Below are 25,381 nucleotides of genomic sequence, written 5' to 3' on the forward strand. Positions count from 1 at the left end.
CATGAACTGGCTGACAGAGCCGTTTAGTTACCAGTATATGCTCAACGCCATGTGGGTCTCGGCGATGGTCGGCGGCCTGTGCGCGTTTCTCTCCTGCTATTTGATGCTCAAAGGCTGGTCGCTGATCGGCGATGCGCTGTCGCACTCTATTGTTCCGGGCGTGGCAGGCGCTTATATGCTAGGGCTTCCCTTCGCGCTTGGCGCATTTCTTTCCGGTGGGCTGGCAGCGGGCAGTATGCTGTTTCTCAATCAACGTTCACGCCTGAAGGAAGATGCGATTATCGGGCTGATTTTTTCGTCTTTCTTCGGTATCGGGCTGTTTATGGTGTCGCTCAATCCGATGTCGGTGAACATCCAGACCATTATTCTCGGTAATATCCTGGCAATTGCGCCGGAAGATATTCTGCAACTGGCCATCATCGGGGTTATCTCGCTGACTATCCTGTTTTTGAAGTGGAAAGATCTGATGGTGGTCTTTTTTGATGAAAACCACGCGCGCTCTATCGGTTTGAATCCGGGCCGGTTGAAGCTGTTGTTTTTTACGCTGCTCTCCGTTTCAACGGTAGCCGCCCTGCAAACCGTCGGTGCATTTCTGGTGATTTGCCTGGTGGTTACGCCCGGAGCGACGGCCTGGCTGCTGACCGATCGTTTTCCACGCCTGCTCACCATCGCCGTAGCTATCGGCAGCCTGACCAGCTTTTTCGGCGCATGGCTGAGCTACTGGCTGGACGGCGCAACCGGCGGAATTATCGTCGTTCTGCAAACATTGCTGTTCCTGCTGGCATTTGTCTTCGCACCAAAACACGGTCTGCTGGCGAATCGCCGACGCGCCCGGCTGGTGAACAAGGAGTCAGTATGATCTTAACAACGCTATTAGAACCCTTTCAGTTTAGCTTTATGGTCAATGCGCTGGTTATCTCCACCATTGTCGCCGTGCCCTGCGCGCTGCTGTCGGTATTTTTAGTACTCAAAGGCTGGGCGCTGATGGGCGATGCCATGAGCCATGCGGTTTTTCCAGGGATCGTTCTGGCTTATATCGCAGGCATCCCGCTGGCAATTGGCGCATTTGTCGCTGGATTGTTCTGCGCGATAGCAACCGGATACCTCGACGATAACAGCCGCATTAAGCGCGACACCATCATGGGCATTGTTTTCTCCGGGATGTTCGGTGCGGGACTGGTGCTGTATGTTTCCATTCAGTCGGAAGTGCATCTGGATCATATTCTGTTCGGCGATATGCTCGGTATATCACTGACCGATATCATGCAAACAACGGCGATCGCTTTGGGGATAGCGCTTATTATTGGGCTTAAGTGGAAAGATCTGCTACTGCATGCGTTCGATCCGCATCAGGCAAAGGCCAGTGGGCTTAACACTGCACTGCTACATTACGGCCTGCTGTGCATGATCGCCCTGACGATTGTCGCCACGCTAAAATCAGTAGGGATTATTTTGTCGATCTCCTTACTGATTGCGCCTGGCGCCATTGCGATTTTAATGACGCGGAAATTTTCCCACGCCTTGTGGCTGGCGGTGATTATGTCGGTCGTTACCTCGTTTATGGGCGTGTACCTGTCTTTTTTCATCGACAGTGCACCGGCCCCCACCATCGTCGTACTATTTTCACTGCTGTTTGTGATTACTTTTATTTATGCAACCCTGCGCGATCGGCGTTTAGAGAATCAACTTCAGGTGCATGATGTATAAATAATGCTTCATAATATGTCAGCTAATGATGTTTATGCCTCTAGAGCCTCGTTTCCACATCCTGACGGGTATTATCGTTATTCCATAAGATAAAAAAGATCAACCACGAAATGAAAGAGTAATTTGATACAAACTTCACCGGCCACACCACAATGGTAAATTAGGGTGTGGCGTTGATACTTGAAGTTCATCTGTTAAAGATAAAGAAATCGACTCATTAACCAGTTTTTAATTAACTATCTAATTTTATGATCATTATTTCTCCACTCACTGAAGAAATATAATCTGCAGGTTTATAGATAAATCCATACAACATCGGCAAAGCTCATATCACACCCCAGAAAATAATTAATAATTTTTTATTAAGCCATACTAGTGCGGGTTATGGCTCCAAAATCCTTCGCCGCACCAAACACCCCATAACTGAACCGTATATACACTCTAAGCATTCACGTACGCTCTTTGACCTGCCTGGGCAGACATTAATCTCAAAGGTTAAATTACATCAACATCATTATTTAGCCTGCACTTCGGGAAATGATATCAGGCATAAAAGCAATACTGAGAGGTACTCGTCCCATATCATTAAAAGATGAAATTTAACGCTTCACAAGCAAATAAACAAAGAATAAAAAACTATAATCGCCAATTTTTTCGAATCATATAGCTAGAAAAATAAAAATACTGTTTCATATCCGTCATCCAATCCGACCTGTAACCAGGCTCATTAATCAGGAAAGTTAATATGACGTTAAGAAAGACATACATGAAACTTGCTCTGGCTATTTTGTTCGAAATATTTGCAACAACTATGCTGGTCCTTTCTGAAGGATTTACTCGCATCCTTCCTTCTATTTTATCCATAATAGGGTATGGGCTTTGCTATTATATCCTAACTTATGTATTTCGCAGAATGCACCTTGGCGTTGCTTATGCGATCTGGTCTGGTGTGGGTATCGTCGCAGTAAATATAATTGGCGTGTTAAATTTCGGCTATTCAATAAGTGGCGGCCACTTACTGGGCATGTGGTTAATCGTCGCCGGAGTTATTGTTATTAATTTTTCCGCAAAATATAAAACGATGGAAAACACATGATTCAAATAATACTCATGAGTACAACATGGTTATTTATTGCCATTCTTACTGAAGTTTTTGGTACTGCCATGCTACCCAAAACCCGACATTTTCGGAGACTCGCCCCAACCATATTTTGTGCGTTAAGTTACGTAGTTTGTTTTTATGCCCTGGGGCAAGCAATGAAATTAATGACACCAGGTATCGCTTACGCAATCTGGTGTGGTATGGGCACAGTATTAATTACTGTGATAAGTAGTATTTATTACGACATGCATACCAGCATATTTGAAAAAGCAGGTATTGCACTGATCCTGAGTGGCACGCTGCTGATGGGATTTGCATAAAAGGAGTTATTAAATGGAAAAGCAACTTACCGATCGTATTGACGCCCTGAAAGCCCAATATTTCAGCGCAAAGCCGTTTATCTCTGTTTCAAGGGCACAGGCGGTTACAGAGGTCTATAAAAACAACCCCGGGCTGGATCTGATTATGTTACGGGCACTTGCCTTTCGGCGCGCCTGCGAACGGGCACCTTTATGGATTGCCGAGAATGAGCTTATTATCAGCCACCCGGCAGGCGGTCCGCGCGGTGGAGAAGTATCACCTGAGCTCAGCTGGCGCTGGGTAGCTGAAGAACTGGATACCGTAAAAGAGCGTAAACAGGATCCCTATCAGATAAGTGACAGCGCAAAGCGTATTCTCAGAGAAGAAATCTTCCCTTTTTGGCGCGGTCGCTCGCTGGATGAAATCGCGGAAACTCAACTCCGTCATGCAGGCCTCTGGGAATGGTGCAATGAATACGGCGTCTGCGACGTAACCATTAAAACCCAGAATGGCGGAGGTGATACCTGTCCGGGTTACGACACGTTATTACTGACAGAAGGTATGGGCGGTTTGCGTGACAGGGCTATTCACGCAATTGAACAGCTAAGTTTAACCTGCGCAGAAGATATGGAACGCCACCAATTTTATCTGGCAACGAAAGAGACCTGCGATGCGGTGATCCATTACGCCCATCGTTACAGCGACTACGCCGCACAACTGGCTGATGAACAAACCGATCCTCAACGCAGAGTAGAATTGAACCGTCTCGCTGACATTTGTCGCCGTGTACCTGAACACGCGCCGCGTAATTTTTATGAGGCGCTTCAGTCCCTGTGGATTGTACAGTCTCTGTTTTGTCTTGAAGAAAACCAGACCGGTATTTCACTGGGACGCGTCGATCAGTATCTCTGGCCATTACTGGAGCGTGACCTGGCAGAAGGGACATTGACTCATGCCCACGCAGAAGAATTACTGTGTTGCTGGATGATTAAAATGGCAGAGAGTTTGTGGATCTGTAGTGAGTCTACAGCAAAATATTTCGCTGGATATCAACCATTTATCAATATGGTTGTTGGCGGGCAAAAACGTGAGGGCGGCGATGCCACTAATCAGCTGACAATGATGATTATGGCCTGCTCACGGAAATTGAAAATTTATCAACCCAGCCTGGCTGTAAGGATACATAACCAGTCGCCGTGGCACTATCTGCGGGAAATTGTGGAAGTTATCCGCGGGGGAACGGGTTTTCCGGCCTGCCATTTCGATGACGCGCATATCAAAATGATGCTGCGCAAGGGATTTGATTATGAAGATGCTCGTGATTATTGCCTGATGGGCTGTGTTGAGCCTCAAAAGTCCGGAAAAATGTATCAATGGACATCTGTAGGCTATACCACGTTTACTCGGCCACTGGAACTGGCGTTTAGTAATGGTTATGGGCCACAGGGTGAGCGTATCGGTCCTCAGACCGGCGAACTGACAGAGATGACCAGTTACAACGATTTTGAAGCGGCAGTAAAACAGCAACTGGCGGCTATTACGGCTAAAGCGGCCCAAGCCACACTCATCATTCAGAAGTTGCACAGACAGTATGCCCCAAAACCGCTTATTTCCTGCCTGATTGAGGGATGCCTGGAAAAAGGTCGCGATGTTACCGCGGGCGGAGCGTGGTTAAACAACGGCCCCGGGCTTATCTGGACAGGTCTGGCTGATTTAGCGAACGGGTTGATGGCCATTAAAAAAGTGGTGTATGAGCAAGAGCAGGTCACTTTGTCTGAGCTGGATGAAGTGTTGAAAGCCAATTTTGTTGGGCATGAAGCGCTTCGCCAGCGCTGCCTGCGAGCACCGAAATACGGCAATGATATTGCAGAAGTTGACGAACTGGCGCGTTCCCTTATTCATTACACTGAGCAAGAGCATCGCCGCTATCACATGCTTTATGGCCGCTTCACGCATGGCACGCTATCTATTTCAAATAATACGCCGTTCGGACTGGCAACCGGTGCGTTACCTGGCGGCAGACTGGCTCATAAACCTCTGGCCGACGGAATAAGCCCATCGCAGCAAACCGATATCAATGGCCCGACGGCAGTGATTAACTCGGTGAGCAGGATAAACGTTGAAGAGATGGAAATCGGCATGGTGCATAACCTCAAACTAATGCACGGTATGTTGGAAAGCGATGAAGGCATTAATCAACTGATTAACCTGCTTCGCACCGCCAGTATGCTTGGTAATGGGCAAATGCAGTTTAGCTACGTCGATAATGAAGAGCTGAAGCGCGCGCAGGCACGTCCGGAGGAGTATCCGAATTTGATGATTCGTGTGGCCGGATATAGCGCATTTTTTGTTGAACTCAGCCGTGAGGTGCAGGATGAAATCATTAGCCGTACCGTTCAACATGAATGCTGAGCCGCTAACAGGCCGCGTCTTTAATATTCAGCGCTTCTCGTTACATGATGGCCCGGGTATTCGCAGCGTCGTATTCCTTAAAGGATGTCAGATGAGCTGTATTTGGTGCGCGAATCCCGAAGGATTGCGTCAGGATAATGACGTGCTGTGGCGTGCCAGTAGTTGCCAGCACTGCGGGGCCTGCGTTGATGCCTGCCAGAAAGGTATTCATCAGTGGAGTAATAAGAATCACGTTATTGATCCCAGTATGTCGTGTGATGGCTGCCGTCTTTGTGAAGAAGCTTGCCCGTCCCAGGCGCTTAAGATTGTCGGACGTCAGATGTCAGTTGATGAGGTACATCAAGAGGTCGTAAAAGATGTAGCTTATTATCAGTTATCAGGAGGAGGCGTTACGCTCAGCGGCGGTGAAGTGATGCTTCAACCGGATTTTGCAGTCCAGGTACTACAAAACTTACGCCGGGAGGGTATCCATACCGCGGTGGAAACGGCAGGGTTCGCCCCCTGGTCAGCGGTTGAGAAAGTCAGCACTGTGGCTGATCTGGTGCTCTATGATCTCAAGCTGGCGGATGACACACTTCATCAACGATTTACCGGGGTCAGTAATATCCGTATTTTACGCAATCTTGAAAAATTACTGACGTTGAATACTCCAGTACGCCTGAGGATCCCAGTAATTCCCGGCGTTAACGATTCATCACATGAAATAAATAATATGCTCCTGCTTATCAGCAATCTTACTGCCGGAAAGACATCTTTTCAGGGTATTGATTTATTGCCTTACCATGCTTACGGCGTACAAAAATACTCACTGCTGGGACGCGATTACCCGGCCAGTACTATTATCAGGAAGGGTACAGAAAGTAATGGCGCAACATTCCTTCAGATTGCAAAAGACAGAGGAATCTCCGCTACGCTTTCAACCAGCCTGGTGGGTTAAAAGAACTGTGCCGCAATTGCACAACTTTGGCTTAACAACATTACTCATTTTTTCAGCAAACTGTCTGTTATCTGTAGTGATTTTGCTTATAAGCTAATAACTGAGAATATTACTACTTCGGGCTAAATTCATTAGCAACTGTTAAATTCGTTAATAATTACCAGTTACATTGATGAGAGTTTTCATAAATGTAACCAATATACGGGAGGCAATTTAGCGCATAATCACCCGGATATCTGTGTTATAATTTTCTGTAATAACGCAGGTATCTGGTAATTGCCAATATGATTTTTTTAATTGCGGAGAAAATAAAGTTTAATCCAGAGGATGGATCGCTAACCCATTGCGCCACAAAGGAAACGGTAAAACTCACCCTAACGGCCAGCCGCTTGCTGGAAACCCTATTAAGGGCGTCAGAAGGGATACTATCACGTGAGAAATTATTAACTATGGTCTGGGACGATTATGGTTTACAGGCGTCCAATAGCAGCCTTAATCAGTATATCAGTATCTTACGTCGCGCATTATCTGCATTCGGCTGTGAAGAACTGATAATTACTGTACCGAAGATGGGGTTCAGGCTAAATCCTGACATCACACTTCAGTTAACCCAGACAGTGCCGCTCAGTATACCTGAACAGGTCACTTCTCAACGTACCGGGAAACTGTTTTCTTTAAAAAATGCGTACCTCACGATGATTATCGTTCTGACATTATTCATTTGCGGTGCGATCGTTTTTTTTAATACCGTCTCATCGGTCAGTACCAGTCACTACCCGTTGTATAAAGACAGTCTGGCGACCGGGTGCGAGGTGGTGTATATGAAAAATCTGAGTGAGCGAGATCGGGAGAAAGCCAGGAAGAATATTGCTGCCATTCTTAAGGACAATGCCGCCACCTGCGGCCCTGAACAAAAGGTGATATTTGACAGCAATGACTCCTTTACCGCGCAAAGCGCCGGGCGCACCCTTTTTTCGCTTTGCACAGCAGGAAAAAATAATCAAATTATCGCGTGTGACAACGTCTACTACCACAACTGGAAGCAATCATGAAAATTAAATGGATAGTGTGCATGGGTCTTGTCCTGATTGCTGTCTGCCTGGGTGTTTCATTTAACTATGCCCATGGAATCAGTAACTTCAAATGTACGAATCAGTCACGCTATCGTATAACAAGAAATTCAGTGGTATATGATTTCTATGTTAAGCAAACCATTCAATTATATGAAGATAATACGGGTTTTATTTCATTTAATGGTAAGGTTGTGGGAGGCGATGTAACACAAAGCGTGAGCCGTAAAATTCTTCTGCGGGATGGTCATCAGATAGATAACCATACTCTCCAGTACCAGAATGACGGCATTCGCAGATTACCGGCAGATCATGTTGAGGATGATATTTTTCAAATCTTACTGGCAGAAGTCAGCGGTGATGACGCAACCCTGATTTTTGAGCGAGAAAGAATTGATAACCACGCCTGGCTTATCGGTAATCCGGATGCCTGGGTTCTCACTTGTGTTGAATATTAAAACAATAAAAGCGTGACTGCAGAGTTAAATAATTAAACCTGTAATGACATTAAATCACTTCCTTTGTTTTAATATTAAATCACAGCAGTATTAAACAACATCCTGAATTTACCATACCATGTACCAGTGGCTACCCCTCATTACGGTTGCGGATACGGTATTAATTAAAAATCACATATTAAAGAATCTGTTAAGTATTAGTGAGATTGGAATTCACAATTTATCAGAGATCCGGTTTCATCTAAATATAACATTGTTATATACACAGTGATATTGAAGGCGCGAATGAAATTTTACCAATAAGAATTTGAATTAACTTGTCCACTCCTCCGGAGTAAGGACCGTGTTGTATCTGTTTCTTCTTGTACGACAAGAATGCATGTAACTAGCGGAAAAACTAAAGGAAGTTATATACCAACCAAACTGAGTCTGCATTGTGTCAGCCTCTGGCTGGCATTCTGCTTTCATTCGCTCACATATATAACCCTACAAAATTAATTACATCATTATCGCTGAGGATATAAAATTGGCTCGTTATTTACCCCTGATTATCTTTGCCGTTTTTTTAATTACAGCGTGCGAGCAGAAAGAAATAGATTTACCCATTCAGCCTCGCACAATTAAAGTTGTGGAGGTGGGAAAGTCTGAAAAGGCCCGTCAACGTATTCTCCCCGCAAGAATTGAGTACAGTGATTCCACCGCACTATCTTTTGAACGCTCGGGCCGTATTGAATGGCTTGATATCCGCCAGGGAACTCCAGTGGCGAAAGGACAAGTGATCGCCCGGCTCTCTAGCGATGAAGCCCGGCAACGGGTAAAAGAACGGCAGACCACCGCCGACCTCGCACAGCGACAGTTTGAACGCTTCCAGGCATTGTCTGCGCGCCATGCCGTCTCACGTGATGAGATGGATGTACAACGTGCCAAAAGAGATGCTGCAAACGCGGCGCTACAGATCGCTCGTGAAGAACTGAACCAAATGATACTCACCGCCCCGTTCTCCGGTATCGCTGTCAGTGTAAATGCTCGAAGCCATCAGGTTGCGACAGCCGGACAAACTATCGCCACTCTGGCTCGCACCGACATGCTCGATGTGGCATTCAGCGTACCGGAAAACCTGTTTACCGCAATGGACATTCGCAATGTGACCTATCGACCACTGGTGCAAATCACTGCACTGCCTGGCCGCCAGTTTCAGGCTGATTACAAAGAGCACTCGGCTAGCAGCAACAATAACACGCTCACCTGGAAGATGATTTTAACCATGCCACGACCGTCTGACTTCCCTGCTGTTGCTGGGGTCAGTGGTACGGTCACCATCGATCTGTCAAAACTGCCAGTCAGTACCTTGCGTGAAAAGCTGGTCGTGCCAGTTGAAGCTGTGTTTAACCCGGACAACAGCCCACTCAATCACCCCCACGTCTGGGTGGTAAAGGGCAGCGGCGAGCAGCTTACGCTGGAAGAACGCAGTGTAACCACTGGTGAACTCACCGAGGGCGGTATCGTAATAACCCACGGTCTAACAAACGGTGAACGGGTGGTCGCTGCCGGGGTGAATGAAATACATGCTCAGCAGCAGGTCCGTATCTGGACACGTGAAGGGGGACTGTAATGGATATCTCCCGACAGTTTATTAATAATCCCGTCCGTGTCTGGCTGCTCATTCTGTTACTAGGTATCGGCGGTATTTTTGCACTACTTAACATCGGTCGTCTTGAAGATCCAGAGTTTGCTATTAAAAGCGCCGTGGTTGTTACCCTCTATCCAGGGGCATCCGCCGAGCAAGTAGAAGAAGAAGTAACACTGCCACTGGAAAAAGCCCTGCAGCAACTGCCCTATCTGGATAACATCAGTTCGATTTCATCCAACGGGATGTCGCAAATCACAGTGAACATCGCTTCGCACTACCACTCGGATAAATTACCCCAAATCTGGGACGAATTACGTCGTCGGGTAGGTGATGCAGGACGCGTATTTCCGCCTGGTGTCATGCAGCCTTTCGTAAACGATGATTTTGGCGATGTTTTTGGATTTTTCTTCTCAATTTCCGGTGACAATTTCAGCAATAAAGAGCTTGCACAATATGCCGAACAGCTGCGACGTGAGCTGGTACTGGTGCCTGGCGTAGGCAAGGTCATGACCGGAGGAATCATAACGTCACAGATCAATGTAGAGGTGTCACTGATAAAAATGGCTGCGCGCGGCATCACGCCGGCTCAGCTATCCGCTGCGCTGAGTCGACTGAATGTTGTGTCAAACGCTGGGGTGATAAAATCTGGTACAGAATCAATCCGTATACATTCCACTGGCGAATTCGAAAATCTTGATGAACTGGGCCATCTACTTGTTAGCCCAGCGGGTGACAGCGCCAGCACACGCCTGAAAGATATAGCCACACTCACGCGCGGTCTCGCTGATTCGCCCTCCAGCATTTATCACGCCAACGGTCAACCCGCCGTGATGATGGGGGTATCATTTATACCCGGCGTGAATGTGATTGACGTGGGACAAGCGCTGAAATCTAAGTTACTACAGATGTCTGAGGAAAAACCCGCCGGTATACAGATCGGTGTATTTTACGACCAGTCTGCTGAAGTGGCATCTTCAGTAAATGGCTTTCTTACTAATTTTCTAATGGCGCTAACGATAGTCATCGGAATATTGGTGATATTCATGGGGCTGAGCAGCGGCATTATTATAGCCCTGTCATTAGCGCTCAATGTGCTGGGCACGTTGTTTATTATGTATCTGTGGGGACTTGAGCTTCAGCGCATCTCCCTGGGGGCGCTGATAATCGCGCTGAGTATGCTGGTAGATAATGCGATAGTGGTTGTGGAGGGATTACTCATTTCGCGTCAGCAGGGCGTGTCAGGGGTAAAAGCGCTAAACTTAATTATTCGGCGATCCGCACTTCCGCTGTTGGGAGCCACAATTATTGCTATCCTGGCATTTGCTCCTATTGGCCTGTCACAGGACTCAACGGGCGAATACTGTAAATCGCTGTTTCAGGTATTGTTAATTTCACTGATGCTGAGCTGGTTCACGGCCCTAACCATTACGCCAGCACTGGTTAAATGGTGGCTATTTAAAACCGAATCCCCTCTTAAGCAGCCATCAGAATTCGCTCCCTATAGTGGCAGTTTTTACCGACTCTATCAGCGTATCCTGAATACACTGTTGGCACACAAAACAGCCACACTTTCAGTCATGGCAGTACTGCTGGCGTTGGCAATCTGGGGCTTTGGCTCGGTACGACAAAATTTCTTTCCTTCAGCCAGTACACCGATTTTTTTTGTGGATCTGTGGCTACCTTATGGTTCGGACATCACCTCCACGGAAAAGATGGCTAGTGATATTGAAAAAATAATTGACGGTCGCCCGGGCGTGGTTTCCACGGTGTCAACGATAGGTCATGGCAGCATGCGGTTTATCCTGACTTACAACGGTCAGCGCCAGTACAGCAATTACGCACAAATCATGGTAAGAATGGACAATGAGCGCAATATTGGGGTACTGACGAGCCAGTTGGATACCGTTATCGCGCAGGATTACCCGCAGGTCAATGCCAGTACCAATCGCGTGATGTTTGGCCCTGCGGGCAGTAGCAGTATTGAGGTACGCATCAGAGGGACAGCGCCCGATATCATGCGCCAGATTGCCAGCAAAGTAAGTACTATTCTGGCCGACAATCGCGATACCAGTAGTGTAAGTAACGACTGGCAAAACCGCAGTAAAGTCATTCGCCCACAATATAATCCAGTGCTCGGTCAAGAGTTAGGTGTGGATAAAAAAGAAGTAGATGACGCGTTGGAAATGAATTTTTCCGGCAGTCGCATCGGGCTATATCGCGAAGGCACGGATATGATGCCGATAGTGGTGCGTCCGCCCGAAAACGAGCGGCATGACATTAATCATCTTAATAATGTCCAGGTCTGGAGCCAAAATCAGCAACGCTACATTCCGCTCAGTAACGTGGTCGATGGGTTCATATTACAGTGGGAAAATCCACTGATTCTGCGTCGCGATCGCAGCAGGGTTATGACCATCATGACCAACCCTGACCCACTGAGCAATGCCACTTCCGCCGATATTCTGGCACGCGTTCGCCCACAGATTGAACAGATTCCGTTGCCGCACGGTTACAACATTACGTGGGGAGGAGATGCGGAAAGTTCAAGCGAGGCACAGCAAGGCCTGTTCTCTACCCTGCCGTTAGGTTATCTGGTGATGTTCACCATTACCGTGTTGATGTTTAGTTCGCTGAAAAATGCTTTCGCCATCTGGCTTACCGTGCCGCTGGCATTAATTGGCGTCACAACAGGGTTTTTACTTATCGACATTCCGTTTGGCTTTATGGCCCTGATAGGTTTGCTGAGTCTGAGTGGAATGTTGATCCGTAACGGGATTGTCCTGGTTGAGGAGATTGAGCATCAGAAACAGGTGAAGCCGCAACATGAAGCGCTTATATCCGCCGCCACTTCACGTTTACGTCCTGTTCTGCTCACAACCTTCACCACTGTACTGGGTTTCGCGCCGCTGCTGAGGGATGTCTTTTTTCAGGGCATGGCCGTGGTTGTTATGTTTGGTCTGGGTTTTGCGACAATCCTTACCTTAATGGTTCTGCCGGTCCTCTATGACTGCCTGCACCGTCCGGAGACACCATGAAACATCACGGGGTAAATGTTAAAAATCGACAGGCTGCTTGTCGTTTACAGGAGAACAGACGTCAATGCATCAGAGCGGGTTAAAATCATTAACGCCCCTTATTCAGGGGCTACTTTTGCTGACATGTTTGACCATACTATTGGCTGGATTGCACATGGCAGCACCACTGGTTAATCAGGTCCTCCTGGCGCTGTTTCTCGCCGTGATGCTTGATCCACTGATCGAACGCCTGGAGAAACACGGACTCCCTCGACTCCTTACTTCGCTATCAGTGATTGTGGCTCTGCTGTTACTGATCGTTATTATCATCAGCTCGCTCAGCGCCTCAGCACCGGGGTTAATTCAGCTCAGTCGCCTGGCATCGGTTCAGATCGCCACCCAGCTTCATGCTCTGACATTTTTTCTGAGCGAGGCGGGTATTTTCCTTTCCACCAATCTGGTGCTTAGTTTCATCGATACCAGTGCCATACTTCGTCTGATAACCAGCCAGCTGTCGCTGATTCCGGGCATGTTGTCCTGGTGGCTGATGGTATTTCTTATGCTGCTATTTATGTTGTACGAACTGCCAGTGTTAAAAACCACTCTGCGCACCACTCAACATCGTTCGGGTGTGATCCGTGCGCTGCTGGAAGGCATACAAAGCGTGATCGTTTATGCACGCGTAAAAACGCTGACGGGACTGCTCGGTGGCCTGGTTGTCTGGGCCGCCGCCTGGCTACTGGGTTTAAAGTTTGCTTTTCTCTGGGGCATGCTGATGTTTATTTTCAATTATGTCCCGGTGCTCGGCTCCTTACTTGCCGCGATTCCGCCGGTCCTTCAGACGATGATCTTTTTCGATATACAGGCCGGCCTGTTGGTCGCTGGATTTTTCGTGGTGCTAAACCTTTCCCTGAGTTCAGTGATGGAACCACTTATGCTCGGCAAACGGTTGAATTTACCACTGACGGTTCAACTACTGGCATTCCTGATCTGGCAGGCACTACTTGGCATAACTGGAGCTATACTGGCCATTCCACTCACCTTTTTACTGAAAAAAGTGTGGCAAGCATTACGTGAACTGGAATGACGTATATATGCAGACGAGAGAAGTTGTGGAAAGTTACCAATTTTAAACTGAATAAGTTTACCAGTCGGGGACTCGCGTAACGTTAGAAAAAAGACTTCATCCTGGTGGCACCAGATGAGAGACGTAAACCATGATTTTCGCCTACGTCAGCTTCATCTTTGCCACCAGGCTTCATCATTTTTACCGCTTTAAACGAAAGTGGCTTTCCCTCTTGTTTTCCTGCCATAAAGACTCCGTTATCATGCACCTCATACCGTCATGAAATCCTACTGTTAACTGTAGGATTTCATGATATTCGATGAGACAACGTGAAACCTAATGATAACCATAAAATTCACTAACTCATTAAAAATTAAGAAATATGGACATCACACTCCAATGAGTACAATAGAAAACCTAGACTCTCACACGCCGATGATGCAGCAGTATCTCAAGCTGAAGGCTCAGCATCCGGAGATACTGTTGTTTTACCGCATGGGCGACTTTTACGAACTGTTTTATGACGATGCAAAACGCGCGTCTCAGCTGCTTGATATCTCCCTGACCAAACGCGGCGCATCAGCAGGCGAGCCTATCCCGATGGCGGGCATTCCTCACCATGCGGTCGAGAACTACCTCGCCAAGCTGGTTAATCAGGGTGAATCTGTCGCTATTTGTGAGCAGATTGGCGATCCGGCAACCAGTAAAGGTCCGGTTGAGCGCAAAGTGGTGCGTATCGTCACGCCTGGCACCATCAGTGATGAAGCGCTGCTGCAGGAACGCCAGGACAACCTGCTGGCCGCTATCTGGCAAGACAGTAAAGGTTACGGCTACGCCACGCTGGATATCAGCTCTGGGCGTTTTCGCGTCAGCGAACCGGCCGACCGCGAGACCATGGCCGCAGAATTGCAGCGCACCAATCCCGCTGAACTGCTGTATGCCGAAGATTTCGCTGAAACCTCACTGATTGAGGGGCGTCGCGGATTACGTCGTCGCCCACTTTGGGAATTTGAAATCGATACTGCTCGCCAGCAGCTGAACTTGCAGTTTGGCACGCGGGATCTGATTGGTTTTGGCGTGGAAAACGCCCCGCGCGGATTATGTGCTGCTGGCTGTCTGCTGCAATACGTAAAAGATACCCAGCGCACCTCGCTGCCGCATATTCGTTCCATCACCATGGAACGTCAACAGGACAGCATCATTATGGATGCCGCCACGCGCCGCAATCTGGAAATTACCCAGAACCTGGCGGGTGGCGTTGAAAACACGCTGGCTTCAGTACTCGACTGCACCGTGACGCCGATGGGCAGCCGTATGCTCAAGCGCTGGCTGCATATGCCGGTCCGTGACACCAAAGTCCTTACCGAGCGTCAACAGACTATCGGCGCGCTACAGGATTCCACCAGTGAATTGCAACCCGTGCTGCGTCAGGTCGGCGATCTGGAACGTATCCTGGCGCGTTTGGCCCTGCGTACTGCGCGTCCGCGGGATCTGGCCCGTATGCGTCATGCCTTCCAGCAATTACCGGAACTGCGCGCGCAACTGGAAAGTGTAGACAGTGCCCCCGTGCAGATGCTGCGCGAGAAAATGAGTGAGTTTGCAGAGCTGCGCGAACTGCTGGAACGCGCCGTTGTGGAAGCTCCGCCAGTGCTGGTTCGCGACGGTGGCGTCATCGCCCCGGGCTATAACGAAGAACTGGACGAGTGGCGAGCGCTGGCTGATGGCGCAACTGACTATCTGGACAGACTGGAAATCCGTGAGCGCGAGCGCACCGGTCTGGATACGCTGAAGGTTGGGTTTAACGCCGTTCATGGCTACTACATTCAGATCAGTCGCGGGCAGAGCCATCTGGCGCCGATTAACTATGTGCGTCGCCAGACGCTGAAAAACGCCGAACGCTACATTATTCCGGAACTGAAAGAGTACGAAGACAAAGTTCTGACGTCAAAAGGCAAAGCACTGGCGCTGGAAAAACAGCTGTACGATGAGCTGTTCGACATGCTGTTGCCGCATCTGGCTGATTTGCAACAGAGCGCCAGCGCGCTGGCGGAGCTGGACGTACTGGTCAACCTTGCAGAACGCGCTTATACCCTGAATTACACCTGCCCGACCTTCACCGATAAACCCGGCATTCGTATTACTGAGGGACGTCATCCGGTGGTTGAACAGGTGCTAACCGAGCCGTTTATCGCCAACCCGCTTAACCTCTCGCCTCAGCGACGGATGCTGATCATCACCGGTCCGAATATGGGGGGTAAAAGTACCTATATGCGCCAGACCGCGTTGATTGCGCTGTTGGCCTACATCGGCAGCTACGTTCCGGCGCAGAAAGTGGAAATAGGCCCGATCGATCGGATCTTTACCCGCGTGGGCGCGGCGGATGATCTGGCATCCGGTCGTTCTACCTTTATGGTAGAAATGACCGAAACCGCCAACATTCTGCATAACGCCACCGAGAACAGCCTGGTACTGATGGATGAGATTGGACGCGGCACCTCCACCTACGACGGCCTGTCGCTGGCATGGGCGTGCGCGGAAAACCTAGCCAATAAAATCAAAGCATTAACGTTGTTTGCCACCCACTACTTCGAACTGACTCAGTTACCGGAAAAAATGGAGGGCGTCGCGAATGTGCATCTGGATGCGTTAGAGCACGGCGATACCATCGCCTTCATGCACAGCGTACAGGATGGTGCAGCGAGCAAGAGCTATGGTCTGGCAGTAGCAGCCCTGGCTGGCGTGCCGAAAGAGGTTATTAAACGCGCGCGGCAAAAACTGCGCGAACTGGAAAGCATTGCGCCAAACGTTGCTGCGACCCAGGTCGATGGAACACAGATGTCGCTGCTTTCAGTGCCTGAAGAAACCTCGCCCGCCGTTGAAGCGCTGGAAAACCTCGACCCGGATTCACTAACGCCTCGCCAGGCGCTGGAGTGGATCTACCGGTTGAAAAGTCTGGTGTAACGTTGTAATGCCCGATGGCGCTTTGCTTATCGGGCCTACGGCAACGCGAGAATGGGTGCAAGAGGACGAAACCAGACCATCAAGACGCGGGGTTTCCCCCGCGTTGTTGCTACTTCTTCGGTTCGTAAGCGAGAACAGCTTTAAACTCCATACCACGTTCTTTAATACTTAACTCGCACAACGAATCTCGCACCATTAACGTGAATCCCAGCGCCGTGAAACACAGCACTACAATTGCCACAAGGGCATATTTTGTCAGCATGTCTTGCCTCCCTGCAAAGAAGAGACTAACATCCAAAGGGTCTAGGTTTGTACGTTAGCCTCAGGTTGATAGAACTATCTCCTGGGGCTTTTGTCTTTCCGGGACCTTGCCAATGCTCAAAGCCCAGAAAGCCTCAAGCACCCGCCGCTATTCTATTCCCGATGCCGCTGTAATAAATCAATTTATCAATACGTTACGAGTCTGCTCGCAAAAAAAGACCCGGAATCCCAGGCCTTCAGTATTAGCGCTTACCTTCCGCCAGCAGCGGCGGGATGCTCGGCACCATTGGCGCATCATCCATATCTTTTTGCGTCATACGAAACGCCTCCGGGTAGTGCTCGCGGCTGGTACGACGTAGCGGTTCGGTATTACGCCAGGTGTACAGACAATGCTGGCACTGATATACCGTCCAGACACCTTTTACCGGCGAGTTTGCCATCACTTCAATATGTTCATCGGCACAACGTGGACAAATCATCTGCTACTCCTTATTTACGGTTGGCCAGCATGGCGGTCAGTTTTTCTGCCCAGGCTTTCGTTTCCGGTAAATCACATACCGGCTGGCTGTAGTGCCCACGGTTATCCGGCGCGACCGGCGTGGTAGCATCAATAATTAACTTGTCGGTAATCCCCGCCGGACTGGAACCCGGATCAAGCTCCAGCACCGACATATTCGGCAGTTGCACCAGATCGCCCGCCGGATTAACTTTCGAAGACAGCGCCCACATCACCTGCGGCAGATTGAACGGGTCAACATCCTCATCAACCATAATCACCATTTTCACGTAACCCAGGCCATGCGGCGTGGTCATTGCGCGCAGCCCCACCGCGCGGGCAAAGCCGCCGTAGCGTTTTTTGGTGGAGATAATCGCCAGCAAACCGTGGGTGTACATGGCATTCACCGCCTGCACTTCCGGGAACTCGGCTTTCAGCTGTTGATACAGCGGTACGCAGGTTGCCGGCCCCATCAGGTAGTCAATCTCCGTCCACGGCATCCCCAGATATAGCGATTCAAAAATCGGTTTGGTGCGATAAGAGACTTTATCGATACGTACGACCGTCATATTACGTCCACCGGAATAGTGCCCAGTAAACTCGCCAAACGGCCCTTCGATTTCACGCTTACGGCTTTCAATGACCCCTTCGAGGATCACTTCCGAACCCCAAGGCACGTCAAAACCGGTGAGCGGTGCGGGAGCGATCGGGTACGGGCTTTCACGCAGCGCTCCCGCCATTTCGTATTCCGACTGATCGTACTTCAGCGGCGTGGCCCCCATCAGGGTGATGATAGGATCGTTACCCAGCGTGATGGCAATCGGCAGATCTTCACCGCGCTCTTCAGCTTTATGCAGATGCAGCGCGATATCATGCATCGGCACCGGCTGCAGGCCAAGCTTGCGTTTGCCCTTCACTTCCATACGATAAATGCCGACGTTCTGTTTGCCGAAGTTGTCCGGATCCAGCGGATCGCGCGACACCACGCAGGCTTTATCAAGATAGAAACCGCCGTCACCATCGTTCAGACGAAACAGCGGCAGAATATCAAACAGGTTGATCTCCTCACCATCAACACAGTTTTCAGCCCACGCCGGGTTGGCACGACGCTCCGGCGTAACCGGAAATTTATCCCAACGGCGAATAAACTCATCAATTTGTTTTTTCACCGGCGTATTGGGCGGCAGGCCTAATGAAATGGCATGATTCTGCCATGAGCCGATGGTATTCATCGCCACGCGGGCATCGGTAAAACCGCGAATATTGTCAAACCACAGCGCAGGCGCACCATCACCAATACGTCCGGTCGCGTTAGCCGCCGCAGCCAGATCCGGCTCAGCGTTGACTTCTTCACTGATTTTCAGCAATTGTCCCTGGTCGTCCAGCGCTTGTAAAAAGCTGCGCAAATCATCAAATGCCATTATTCATTCTCCTGTGAAAAATTCTGCGCCTGCCGTAAACCCTGCCAGCGACGGGCGTTTGGATGCTCCAGACCAAACTGATCGAGCACACGCGCAACGATATGCTGAGTGATGTCATCGACCGTTTGCGGGTGGTTGTAAAACGCGGGCATCGGCGGGACCATCGCCACGCCCATGCGGGAAAGTGCGAGCATGTTTTCCAGATGAATAGTGCTGAGCGGCATTTCACGCGGAACCAGAACCAGCTTGCGCCCTTCTTTCAGCACCACATCAGCAGCGCGCCCCACCAGTCCTTCCGCGTAGCCTGCTCGAATACCGGCCAGCGTTTTCATACTGCAGGGGATAATGATCATGCCGTCAGTACGAAACGATCCTGAGGATATGGTCGCCGACTGGTCCGCCGGGTTGTGGCAATAATCGGCCAACGCCGACACATCACGGACGCTGTACGGCGTCTCCAGTTCAATAGTGGTTTTGGCCCACTTTGACAGCACCAGATGGGTTTCTACCCCCGGCATTTCCCGCAGCGCCAGCAATAGCGACACACCAAGCGGTGCGCCGGTCGCCCCGGTCATTCCTACAATCAGTCTCATTTCGCCCTCAATTTTGTTCGTGTACGAACATTTTGATTAAAATACTCCCTCGATGCATTCCGGACAAGAGCACCTCGCACAGATTGCTAAAGCAGCAATGGTTAAACTATGACGCGTTACCCGTTAAGATAGAGACTGACAGATATTCCGGAGCTCTCATGCCGTTAAGAAACACAGCCTTTCACCTTTTACGTCAGCTTTTTCAGCAACATACGGCTCGCTGGCAACATGAATTACCGGATCTGACCAAACCGCAGTATGCGGTGATGCGCGCCATTGCCGAGCATCCCGGCATTGAGCAGGTCGCCCTGACCGAAGCCGCAGTCTGTACCAAGGCAACGCTTGCGGAAATGCTGAGCCGGATGGAAAAACGGGAGTTGGTCAGACGGGAACACGACCCGGCGGATAAGCGTCGGCGATTTGTTTATTTGACCGCGCAAGGAGAAGCATTACTGACCAGCGCAACCCCGTTAGGCGATAGCGTGGATGATGAGTTTCTGGGGCGATTATCTGATGAAGAACGTGAGCAGTTCACACGTCTGGTGCGTAAGATGATGAACTAATCTGCCGGATGGCGACATAAATGTCTTATCCGGCCTACAAAGTCCGGCTCCCCATAGGCCTGATAAACGCAGTGCCATCAGGCAACAAACATAGAAAAAGGCCAGTCTCAATGAGACTGGCCTTTCTTGATAGAACTTGTGCTTACTCGCGGAACAGCGCTTCGATATTCAGTCCCTGAGTCTGCAGGATTTCACGCAGACGACGCAGACCTTCAACCTGAATCTGGCGAACACGTTCACGGGTGAGGCCAATTTCGCGGCCCACATCTTCCAGTGTCGCAGCTTCATACCCCAGCAGACCAAAGCGACGTGCCAGTACCTCACGCTGTTTGGCGTTCAGTTCGAACAGCCATTTGACGATGCTCTGTTTCATATCATCGTCTTGCGTGGTGTCTTCCGGGCCGTTTTCCTTTTCATCGGCCAGAATATCCAGCAACGCTTTTTCGGAATCGCCACCCAGCGGGGTGTCTACCGAGGTAATACGCTCGTTGAGTCGGAGCATACGGCTGACGTCATCAACCGGTTTGTCCAGTTGTTCAGCAATCTCTTCTGCGCTCGGTTCGTGGTCCAGTTTATGCGACAACTCACGCGCGGTACGCAGATAGACGTTCAGCTCTTTTACAATGTGAATTGGCAGTCGGATCGTACGGGTTTGGTTCATAATCGCCCGTTCGATCGTCTGGCGGATCCACCAGGTTGCGTATGTTGAGAAGCGGAACCCGCGTTCCGGGTCAAACTTCTCGACTGCACGGATCAGTCCCAGATTGCCCTCTTCAATCAGGTCCAGCAATGCCAGACCACGATTGCCATAACGACGAGCAATTTTCACCACCAGACGCAGGTTACTTTCAATCATGCGACGGCGGGATGCGACATCCCCACGCAGTGCGCGACGCGCAAAATAAACTTCTTCTTCGGCTGTTAACAGTGGTGAATAACCAATCTCACCAAGGTAAAGCTGAGTCGCGTCCAACACACGCTGTGTGGCCCCCTGCGATAACAGCTCTTCTTCAGCCAGGTCGTTATCACTGGGTTCCTCTTCACTCAAGGCTTTTTCATCAAAAGCCTCTACTCCGTTCTCATCAAATTCCGCATCTTCATTTAAATCATGAACTTTCAGCGTATTCTGACTCATAAAGGTGGCTCCTACCCGTGATCCCTAACGGAACTAGCACGTGAAAGCCTGGTTCCGCCGAATTATCGCTGCGGTAAATAACGCAGCGGGTTTACGGATTTCCCCTTGTAACGAATTTCAAAATGCAAGCGTGTTGAACTGGTTCCGGTACTACCCATGGTAGCTATTTTCTGCCCCGCCTTGATTTCTTGTTGTTCCCGGACCAGCATTGTATCGTTATGGGCGTAGGCACTCAGGTAATCATCGTTATGTTTGATGATAATAAGATTACCGTAACCACGCAGCGCGTTACCGGCATAGACGACGCGTCCATCTGCGGTCGCGACAATAGCCTGTCCCTTGCTGCCTGCAATGTCGATCCCTTTATTGCCACCTTCGGTAGCCGCAAAGTTTTCGATCACTTTGCCGTCGGTCGGCCAGCGCCAGGTAGAGATTGGCGAGCTGGTTGACGTTGAGCTTGCAGTTGATTCGGTTGCGCTAACTGCCGGAGCCGTTACAGGCGCTGTGACCACAGTCCCAGCAGGCTTGTTGTTCGGCAACATTTTATTAGCACTTTGTTCACCTGAATCCTCAGAATACGTAATTGTTGGTTTCGAAGCAACAGCAACGGTGGAATTTTGTGCAGGGTTGGTCACAACTCCTTGCTGTGCTGCATCCGCCTGGGTGATGGCATTTCCACCGGTAATCGGTGCGCCAGACGCATTGCCCACTTGCAGAGTTTGACCGACATTCAGGCCATACGGGGCCGGAACGTTATTGCGTTGTGCGAGATCACGGAAATCGTTCCCGGTAATCCAGGCAATATAGAAAAGGGTATCGCCTTTCTTAACAGTATAGGTACTGCCGCCCGTATAGCTACCTTTCGGAATGTTCCCATACTTACGGTTGTACACAATACGACCGTTTTCCATTTGCACAGGTTGTTCCGCAACAGGCTGGATCTGTGTTGACTGTGTGGTCGGACGCTGCACCGGCTGGATCTGCGGCGTTTGCTGTACTGTCGACGTCGAGCCCATTTTTGGTGGAGGCGTAATCAGCATACCGGAATTGGTGTTCGTTGATGCACCGCCATCAACGGAACTGACCGGTGCAGGTGGATTCGAGGTATTTGAACAACCTGCCAGCCATAATGAAACCAGTGACAATGCCGCAATACGGCGAACGGTAAATTTGTGGCTTCCCGCGCTCATTTATCCCCCAGGAAAATTTGGTTAAAACCAGTGACGTAATCACCGTGCAAGGCATCGGACTGGGCACTGGAAACGTGACCACGATACGCTTACTAATTCCAGAATATCCAGGAAAACTCCAGGTATTCAGAGCCTGTATCTACGCAAGCTCCCCTTTTACTAAGGGAACGAAGCGTACGGCCTCCACGGTATCGATAATAAATTCGCCTCCCCGACGACGCACCCGTTTCAGAAACTGGTGCTCGTCACCCACGGGTAAGACGAGAATGCCGCCTTCATCCAACTGCATCATCAATGCGGTTGGGATCTCAGGCGGCGCTGCCGTAACAATGATAGCGTCAAACGGGGCTCGCGCTTGCCAGCCTTGCCATCCATCACCATGACGGGTAGAAACATTATGTAAATCAAGCTGTTTAAGTCGACGACGCGCCTGCCACTGCAAACCTTTAATGCGCTCAACAGAGCACACATGGTGCACCAGGTGCGCCAGAATCGCCGTTTGGTAGCCAGAGCCGGTACCAATTTCCAGCACCCGAGACTGTGGCGTTAACTCCAGCAGCTCGGTCATCCGTGCAACCATATAGGGCTGCGAAATCGTCTGCCCCTGACCAATCGGCAGGGCAATATTGTCCCAGGCCTTATGTTCAAACGCCTCATCAATGAATTTTTCACGCGGCACGGCGGCAAGTGCATCGAGAACAAGCTCATCTCTGATGCCCTGCGCACGTAATTGTTCAAGAAGAGTGTGTACGCGTCTGCTTACCATTGCGTGTCGGCTCCCACGCTGTCTAACCAGTCAGAAACAACTTCATGCGCGCCGTATGCGGTTAAATCGACATGCAGCGGCGTGATGGAAACATAGCCTTCATCGACGGCGGCAAAATCAGTATCCGGTCCGGCGTCGCACTTTTCGCCCGGTGGCCCGATCCAGTACAGCGTATTACCGCGCGGGTCCTGCTGTGGTATCACCTGATCCGCAGGATGGCGACTACCGCAGCGGGTGACGCGGATACCTTTAATCTGATCCAGCGGTAAATCCGGCACGTTGATATTCAAAATGCGCCCGGTGCGCAGCGGTTCACGACTCAGCGCCCGTAAGATACGGCAGGTTACTGCGGCAGCAGTATCGTAGTGTTTATGCCCATCAAGTGAGACAGCCAGCGCAGGGAAGCCCAGGTGACGACCTTCCATCGCCGCCGCAACGGTACCGGAATAGATAACATCATCGCCGAGATTAGGACCTGCGTTAATACCAGACACAACAATGTCCGGACGCGGACGCATTAATGCGTTAACGCCCAGATAGACGCAATCGGTAGGTGTACCCATTTGTACGGCGATATCACCGTTATCATAGGTGAACGTGCGAAGTGAGGATTCCAGCGTCAGCGAGTTGGACGCGCCACTGCGGTTACGATCCGGGGCAACCACCTGTACGTCAGCAAACTCACGCAGCGCTTTCGCCAGCGTTTGTATACCGGGTGCGTGAACCCCATCATCGTTACTCAGCAATATACGCATAATCACCCATTGTGTTAATAAGTTCCCTTACAACACTGGTGGCGAAGCTACCTGCCGGTAGCCAGAAACGTAACTCAACGGTTACGTCATCCCACCAGTTCCAGCTTAATTGTTGTGGATACAGCAACATAGCGCGACGCGACGCGTCGACTTTCTCGCGCAATAACAGAGACTGCAGCGCGGTTTCATCAGCAACAGCGGCTTCTTCAAACGCCAGCGCGTCGCGTTGAGTTCCCCACTCACCGCTGCCCGGCAATGCCGCTGTAATCATCAACTCTTTCTCATCGACGCGACGCTGTAATTCAGTTTGTTCTTCCTGTGTGGCGACAAACCAGCTTCCGCGCCCCGATAATTGTAGCGCATCGCCGTCAACAACTTGATTAAAGTCTGTTTTTTTCAGGCGTTCACTGACTATCTGATTAAACAACGCGCTACGGGCCGCCGACAACCAAAAACTGCGTTTATTGCGATCGCGCACCGGCGCATCGCTTTGCGCCCAGCGCAGCGCCCCTTGCAGGTTGCTGCCGCCGATACCAAAACGCTGAGCGCCAAAATAGTTCGGTACGCCGCGCTCGTTAATTGCCTGCAAACGCGCTTCAACATCATTTCGCTCGCTCACTTCACGCAACACCAGCGTAAATTCGTTGCCTTTCAGCGCCCCTAAACGCAGCTTACGCTTGTGGCGCGCGTACTCCAGCACTTTACAGCCTTCAAGCTCAAATTTGCTTAAATCAGGCATCGCATTGCCCGGCACACGCGCACACAGCCACTGTTCCGTGACCGCATGCTTGTCTTTCTGGCCAGCAAAGCTCACTTCGCGGGCATGAATTTTCAGGAATTTCGCCAGTGCGTCAGCCACAAAACGGGTGTTACAACCGTTTTTCAGGATACGCACCAAAATGTGCTCGCCTTCGCCATCGGGTTCGAAGCCTAAATCTTCGACGACGACAAAGTCTTCCGGATTCGCTTTCAGAACGCCATGGCCTTGTGGTTTGCCATGGAGATACGTCAGAGCTTCAAACGCAGTCATTTCGTTGCCTTAATGAGTAACGCCACCGCTTCACAGGCAATCCCTTCCCCACGCCCGGTAAAACCGAGTTTTTCCGTGGTGGTCGCTTTCACGTTAACATCATCCATATGGCAGCCGAGGTCTTCGGCAATAAACACACGCATTTGTGGAATGTGCGGCAGCATCTTCGGCGCCTGAGCAATAATTGTCACATCCACATTACCAAGCGTATAGCCTTTGGCTTGAATACGCCGCCAGGCTTCACGCAATAATTCACGACTATCTGCACCTTTAAAGGCCGGGTCGGTGTCCGGGAATAGCTTACCGATATCCCCCAGCGCAGCCGCGCCCAGCAGAGCATCGGTTAACGCGTGCAACGCCACGTCACCATCAGAATGCGCCAGCAATCCTTTTTCATACGGGATGCGCACACCACCAATGATAATTGGGCCAACTCCTCCAAAAGCGTGTACGTCGAAACCGTGTCCAATTCGCATTATGCCTTCTCCTGATATACACAGCGTCCTCCAGGCAG

24 protein-coding genes are annotated in these 25,381 nt (G+C 50.1%); 13 read left to right on the forward strand and 11 right to left on the reverse strand.

What is annotated here, in order from left to right; genetic code table 11:
* The first annotated feature begins 1 nt into the window (after nucleotide 1).
* The 11 genes from sitC to SK34_RS06810 all read left to right on the forward strand — a co-directional run bounded on the left by sitC (nucleotide 2) and on the right by SK34_RS06810 (nucleotide 13,717).
* The gene (gene sitC, locus SK34_RS06760; RefSeq protein WP_003037433.1) at nucleotides 2-859 is read left to right on the forward strand and encodes an iron/manganese ABC transporter permease subunit SitC; all 858 of its coding nucleotides are present in this window, start codon (nucleotides 2-4) and stop codon (nucleotides 857-859) included.
* Complete coding sequence (gene sitD, locus SK34_RS06765) at nucleotides 856-1,707, forward strand: iron/manganese ABC transporter permease subunit SitD (RefSeq protein ID WP_048232684.1); 852 nt, start codon at nucleotides 856-858, stop codon at nucleotides 1,705-1,707. Before sitC ends, sitD begins: the two co-directional genes overlap by 4 nt.
* 766 nt (nucleotides 1,708-2,473) lie before the next feature.
* On the forward strand, nucleotides 2,474-2,803 hold the full coding sequence (locus SK34_RS06770; RefSeq protein WP_225623509.1) for a DMT family transporter: 330 nt from the start codon (nucleotides 2,474-2,476) through the stop codon (nucleotides 2,801-2,803).
* Nucleotides 2,800-3,129 (forward strand): DMT family transporter, encoded by a 330-nt coding sequence (locus SK34_RS06775; protein ID WP_008322725.1) that lies wholly within the window; start codon nucleotides 2,800-2,802, stop codon nucleotides 3,127-3,129. The genes SK34_RS06770 and SK34_RS06775 overlap by 4 nt, the downstream gene beginning before the upstream one ends.
* Before the next feature lie 13 nt (nucleotides 3,130-3,142).
* Complete coding sequence (cutC, locus tag SK34_RS06780) at nucleotides 3,143-5,521, forward strand: choline trimethylamine-lyase (RefSeq protein ID WP_003840305.1); 2,379 nt, start codon at nucleotides 3,143-3,145, stop codon at nucleotides 5,519-5,521.
* Nucleotides 5,484-6,458, forward strand: coding sequence for a glycyl-radical enzyme activating protein (locus SK34_RS06785; protein WP_003037447.1), 975 nt, complete (start codon nucleotides 5,484-5,486; stop codon nucleotides 6,456-6,458). Before cutC ends, SK34_RS06785 begins: the two co-directional genes overlap by 38 nt.
* 284 nt (nucleotides 6,459-6,742) lie before the next feature.
* On the forward strand, nucleotides 6,743-7,510 hold the full coding sequence (locus SK34_RS06790) for a winged helix-turn-helix domain-containing protein (protein WP_003840308.1): 768 nt from the start codon (nucleotides 6,743-6,745) through the stop codon (nucleotides 7,508-7,510).
* Entirely contained in the window at nucleotides 7,507-7,986 is a 480-nt protein-coding gene (locus tag SK34_RS06795) for a hypothetical protein (RefSeq protein ID WP_003034214.1), read from the forward strand. Before SK34_RS06790 ends, SK34_RS06795 begins: the two co-directional genes overlap by 4 nt.
* A 526-nt stretch (nucleotides 7,987-8,512) precedes the next feature.
* Nucleotides 8,513-9,598: an efflux RND transporter periplasmic adaptor subunit gene (locus tag SK34_RS06800; protein WP_003034211.1), complete on the forward strand. Its 1,086-nt coding sequence runs from the start codon at nucleotides 8,513-8,515 to the stop codon at nucleotides 9,596-9,598.
* On the forward strand, nucleotides 9,598-12,651 hold the full coding sequence (locus SK34_RS06805; protein ID WP_003034209.1) for an efflux RND transporter permease subunit: 3,054 nt from the start codon (nucleotides 9,598-9,600) through the stop codon (nucleotides 12,649-12,651). Before SK34_RS06800 ends, SK34_RS06805 begins: the two co-directional genes overlap by 1 nt.
* 64 nt (nucleotides 12,652-12,715) lie before the next feature.
* Entirely contained in the window at nucleotides 12,716-13,717 is a 1,002-nt protein-coding gene (locus SK34_RS06810; protein ID WP_048232685.1) for an AI-2E family transporter, read from the forward strand.
* Between the two features lie 82 nt (nucleotides 13,718-13,799).
* On the opposite strand, the gene SK34_RS06815 is transcribed toward SK34_RS06810, so the two are convergent.
* Nucleotides 13,800-13,943, reverse strand: a complete 144-nt coding sequence (locus SK34_RS06815; RefSeq protein WP_048232687.1) for a hypothetical protein — start codon at nucleotides 13,941-13,943, stop codon at nucleotides 13,800-13,802.
* 152 nt (nucleotides 13,944-14,095) lie between these two features.
* On the opposite strand from SK34_RS06815, the gene mutS reads away from it, so the two are divergent.
* The gene (mutS, locus tag SK34_RS06820; protein ID WP_048232688.1) at nucleotides 14,096-16,657 is read left to right on the forward strand and encodes a DNA mismatch repair protein MutS; all 2,562 of its coding nucleotides are present in this window, start codon (nucleotides 14,096-14,098) and stop codon (nucleotides 16,655-16,657) included.
* A 109-nt stretch (nucleotides 16,658-16,766) separates the two neighbouring features.
* On the opposite strand, the gene SK34_RS23530 is transcribed toward mutS, so the two are convergent.
* The 4 genes from SK34_RS23530 to SK34_RS06840 form a co-directional block, all read right to left on the reverse strand.
* Nucleotides 16,767-16,919 carry a Hok/Gef family protein gene (locus SK34_RS23530; protein WP_003034202.1) on the reverse strand — a complete coding sequence of 51 codons (153 nt, stop codon included), beginning with the start codon at nucleotides 16,917-16,919 and terminating at the stop codon, nucleotides 16,767-16,769.
* Nucleotides 16,920-17,160: 241 nt separating this feature from the next.
* A complete protein-coding gene (locus SK34_RS06830) occupies nucleotides 17,161-17,397 on the reverse strand; it encodes a non-oxidative hydroxyarylic acid decarboxylases subunit D (RefSeq protein ID WP_003840317.1) in 237 nt (78 codons plus the stop codon).
* 10 nt (nucleotides 17,398-17,407) lie between these two features.
* Entirely contained in the window at nucleotides 17,408-18,835 is a 1,428-nt protein-coding gene (locus SK34_RS06835) for a non-oxidative hydroxyarylic acid decarboxylases subunit C (protein ID WP_048232690.1), read from the reverse strand.
* Complete coding sequence (locus SK34_RS06840) at nucleotides 18,835-19,428, reverse strand: non-oxidative hydroxyarylic acid decarboxylases subunit B (protein ID WP_003034196.1); 594 nt, start codon at nucleotides 19,426-19,428, stop codon at nucleotides 18,835-18,837. Before SK34_RS06840 ends, SK34_RS06835 begins: the two co-directional genes overlap by 1 nt.
* Before the next feature lie 158 nt (nucleotides 19,429-19,586).
* On the opposite strand from SK34_RS06840, the gene SK34_RS06845 reads away from it, so the two are divergent.
* Entirely contained in the window at nucleotides 19,587-19,991 is a 405-nt protein-coding gene (locus SK34_RS06845; RefSeq protein WP_003840322.1) for a MarR family winged helix-turn-helix transcriptional regulator, read from the forward strand.
* Between the two features lie 142 nt (nucleotides 19,992-20,133).
* Here SK34_RS06845 and rpoS read toward each other — a convergent pair whose 3' ends face one another.
* The 6 genes from rpoS to ispF form a co-directional block, all read right to left on the reverse strand.
* Nucleotides 20,134-21,126 (reverse strand): RNA polymerase sigma factor RpoS, encoded by a 993-nt coding sequence (gene rpoS, locus SK34_RS06850; RefSeq protein ID WP_000081498.1) that lies wholly within the window; start codon nucleotides 21,124-21,126, stop codon nucleotides 20,134-20,136.
* Nucleotides 21,127-21,188: 62 nt separating this feature from the next.
* A complete protein-coding gene (nlpD, locus tag SK34_RS06855; RefSeq protein WP_223232897.1) occupies nucleotides 21,189-22,271 on the reverse strand; it encodes a murein hydrolase activator NlpD in 1,083 nt (360 codons plus the stop codon).
* 184 nt (nucleotides 22,272-22,455) lie between these two features.
* Entirely contained in the window at nucleotides 22,456-23,082 is a 627-nt protein-coding gene (locus SK34_RS06860) for a protein-L-isoaspartate(D-aspartate) O-methyltransferase (RefSeq protein WP_003034172.1), read from the reverse strand.
* Nucleotides 23,076-23,837 carry a 5'/3'-nucleotidase SurE gene (gene surE / locus SK34_RS06865; RefSeq protein WP_003825728.1) on the reverse strand — a complete coding sequence of 254 codons (762 nt, stop codon included), beginning with the start codon at nucleotides 23,835-23,837 and terminating at the stop codon, nucleotides 23,076-23,078. Before surE ends, SK34_RS06860 begins: the two co-directional genes overlap by 7 nt.
* The gene (gene truD / locus SK34_RS06870; protein ID WP_048232691.1) at nucleotides 23,818-24,867 is read right to left on the reverse strand and encodes a tRNA pseudouridine(13) synthase TruD; all 1,050 of its coding nucleotides are present in this window, start codon (nucleotides 24,865-24,867) and stop codon (nucleotides 23,818-23,820) included. Before truD ends, surE begins: the two co-directional genes overlap by 20 nt.
* A complete protein-coding gene (gene ispF / locus SK34_RS06875) occupies nucleotides 24,864-25,343 on the reverse strand; it encodes a 2-C-methyl-D-erythritol 2,4-cyclodiphosphate synthase (RefSeq protein WP_003034167.1) in 480 nt (159 codons plus the stop codon). The genes truD and ispF overlap by 4 nt, the downstream gene beginning before the upstream one ends.
* Nucleotides 25,344-25,381: the final 38 nt, after the last annotated feature.

The sequence above is a fragment of the Citrobacter sp. MGH104 genome (genome assembly GCF_001034485.1).
Taxonomy (GTDB): Bacteria; Pseudomonadota; Gammaproteobacteria; order Enterobacterales; family Enterobacteriaceae; genus Citrobacter; species Citrobacter freundii.

Excerpts from the sequence above, each read along its gene's own strand:
- sitC (WP_003037433.1), top strand. The coding sequence starts at position 2 with ATGAACTGGCTGACAGAGCCGTTTAGTTACCAGTATATGCTCAACGCC.
- sitD (WP_048232684.1), top strand. The coding sequence starts at position 856 with ATGATCTTAACAACGCTATTAGAACCCTTTCAGTTTAGCTTTATGGTC.
- SK34_RS06770 (WP_225623509.1), top strand. The coding sequence starts at position 2,474 with ATGAAACTTGCTCTGGCTATTTTGTTCGAAATATTTGCAACAACTATG.
- SK34_RS06775 (WP_008322725.1), top strand. The coding sequence starts at position 2,800 with ATGATTCAAATAATACTCATGAGTACAACATGGTTATTTATTGCCATT.
- cutC (WP_003840305.1), top strand. The coding sequence starts at position 3,143 with ATGGAAAAGCAACTTACCGATCGTATTGACGCCCTGAAAGCCCAATAT.
- SK34_RS06785 (WP_003037447.1), top strand. The coding sequence starts at position 5,484 with ATGAAATCATTAGCCGTACCGTTCAACATGAATGCTGAGCCGCTAACA.
- SK34_RS06790 (WP_003840308.1), top strand. The coding sequence starts at position 6,743 with ATGATTTTTTTAATTGCGGAGAAAATAAAGTTTAATCCAGAGGATGGA.
- SK34_RS06795 (WP_003034214.1), top strand. The coding sequence starts at position 7,507 with ATGAAAATTAAATGGATAGTGTGCATGGGTCTTGTCCTGATTGCTGTC.
- SK34_RS06805 (WP_003034209.1), top strand. The coding sequence starts at position 9,598 with ATGGATATCTCCCGACAGTTTATTAATAATCCCGTCCGTGTCTGGCTG.
- SK34_RS06810 (WP_048232685.1), top strand. The coding sequence starts at position 12,716 with ATGCATCAGAGCGGGTTAAAATCATTAACGCCCCTTATTCAGGGGCTA.
- SK34_RS06815 (WP_048232687.1), bottom strand. The coding sequence starts at position 13,943 with ATGGCAGGAAAACAAGAGGGAAAGCCACTTTCGTTTAAAGCGGTAAAA.
- mutS (WP_048232688.1), top strand. The coding sequence starts at position 14,096 with ATGAGTACAATAGAAAACCTAGACTCTCACACGCCGATGATGCAGCAG.
- SK34_RS23530 (WP_003034202.1), bottom strand. The coding sequence starts at position 16,919 with ATGCTGACAAAATATGCCCTTGTGGCAATTGTAGTGCTGTGTTTCACG.
- SK34_RS06830 (WP_003840317.1), bottom strand. The coding sequence starts at position 17,397 with ATGATTTGTCCACGTTGTGCCGATGAACATATTGAAGTGATGGCAAAC.
- SK34_RS06835 (WP_048232690.1), bottom strand. The coding sequence starts at position 18,835 with ATGGCATTTGATGATTTGCGCAGCTTTTTACAAGCGCTGGACGACCAG.
- SK34_RS06840 (WP_003034196.1), bottom strand. The coding sequence starts at position 19,428 with ATGAGACTGATTGTAGGAATGACCGGGGCGACCGGCGCACCGCTTGGT.
- SK34_RS06845 (WP_003840322.1), top strand. The coding sequence starts at position 19,587 with ATGCCGTTAAGAAACACAGCCTTTCACCTTTTACGTCAGCTTTTTCAG.
- rpoS (WP_000081498.1), bottom strand. The coding sequence starts at position 21,126 with ATGAGTCAGAATACGCTGAAAGTTCATGATTTAAATGAAGATGCGGAA.
- SK34_RS06860 (WP_003034172.1), bottom strand. The coding sequence starts at position 23,082 with ATGGTAAGCAGACGCGTACACACTCTTCTTGAACAATTACGTGCGCAG.
- surE (WP_003825728.1), bottom strand. The coding sequence starts at position 23,837 with ATGCGTATATTGCTGAGTAACGATGATGGGGTTCACGCACCCGGTATA.
- truD (WP_048232691.1), bottom strand. The coding sequence starts at position 24,867 with ATGACTGCGTTTGAAGCTCTGACGTATCTCCATGGCAAACCACAAGGC.
- ispF (WP_003034167.1), bottom strand. The coding sequence starts at position 25,343 with ATGCGAATTGGACACGGTTTCGACGTACACGCTTTTGGAGGAGTTGGC.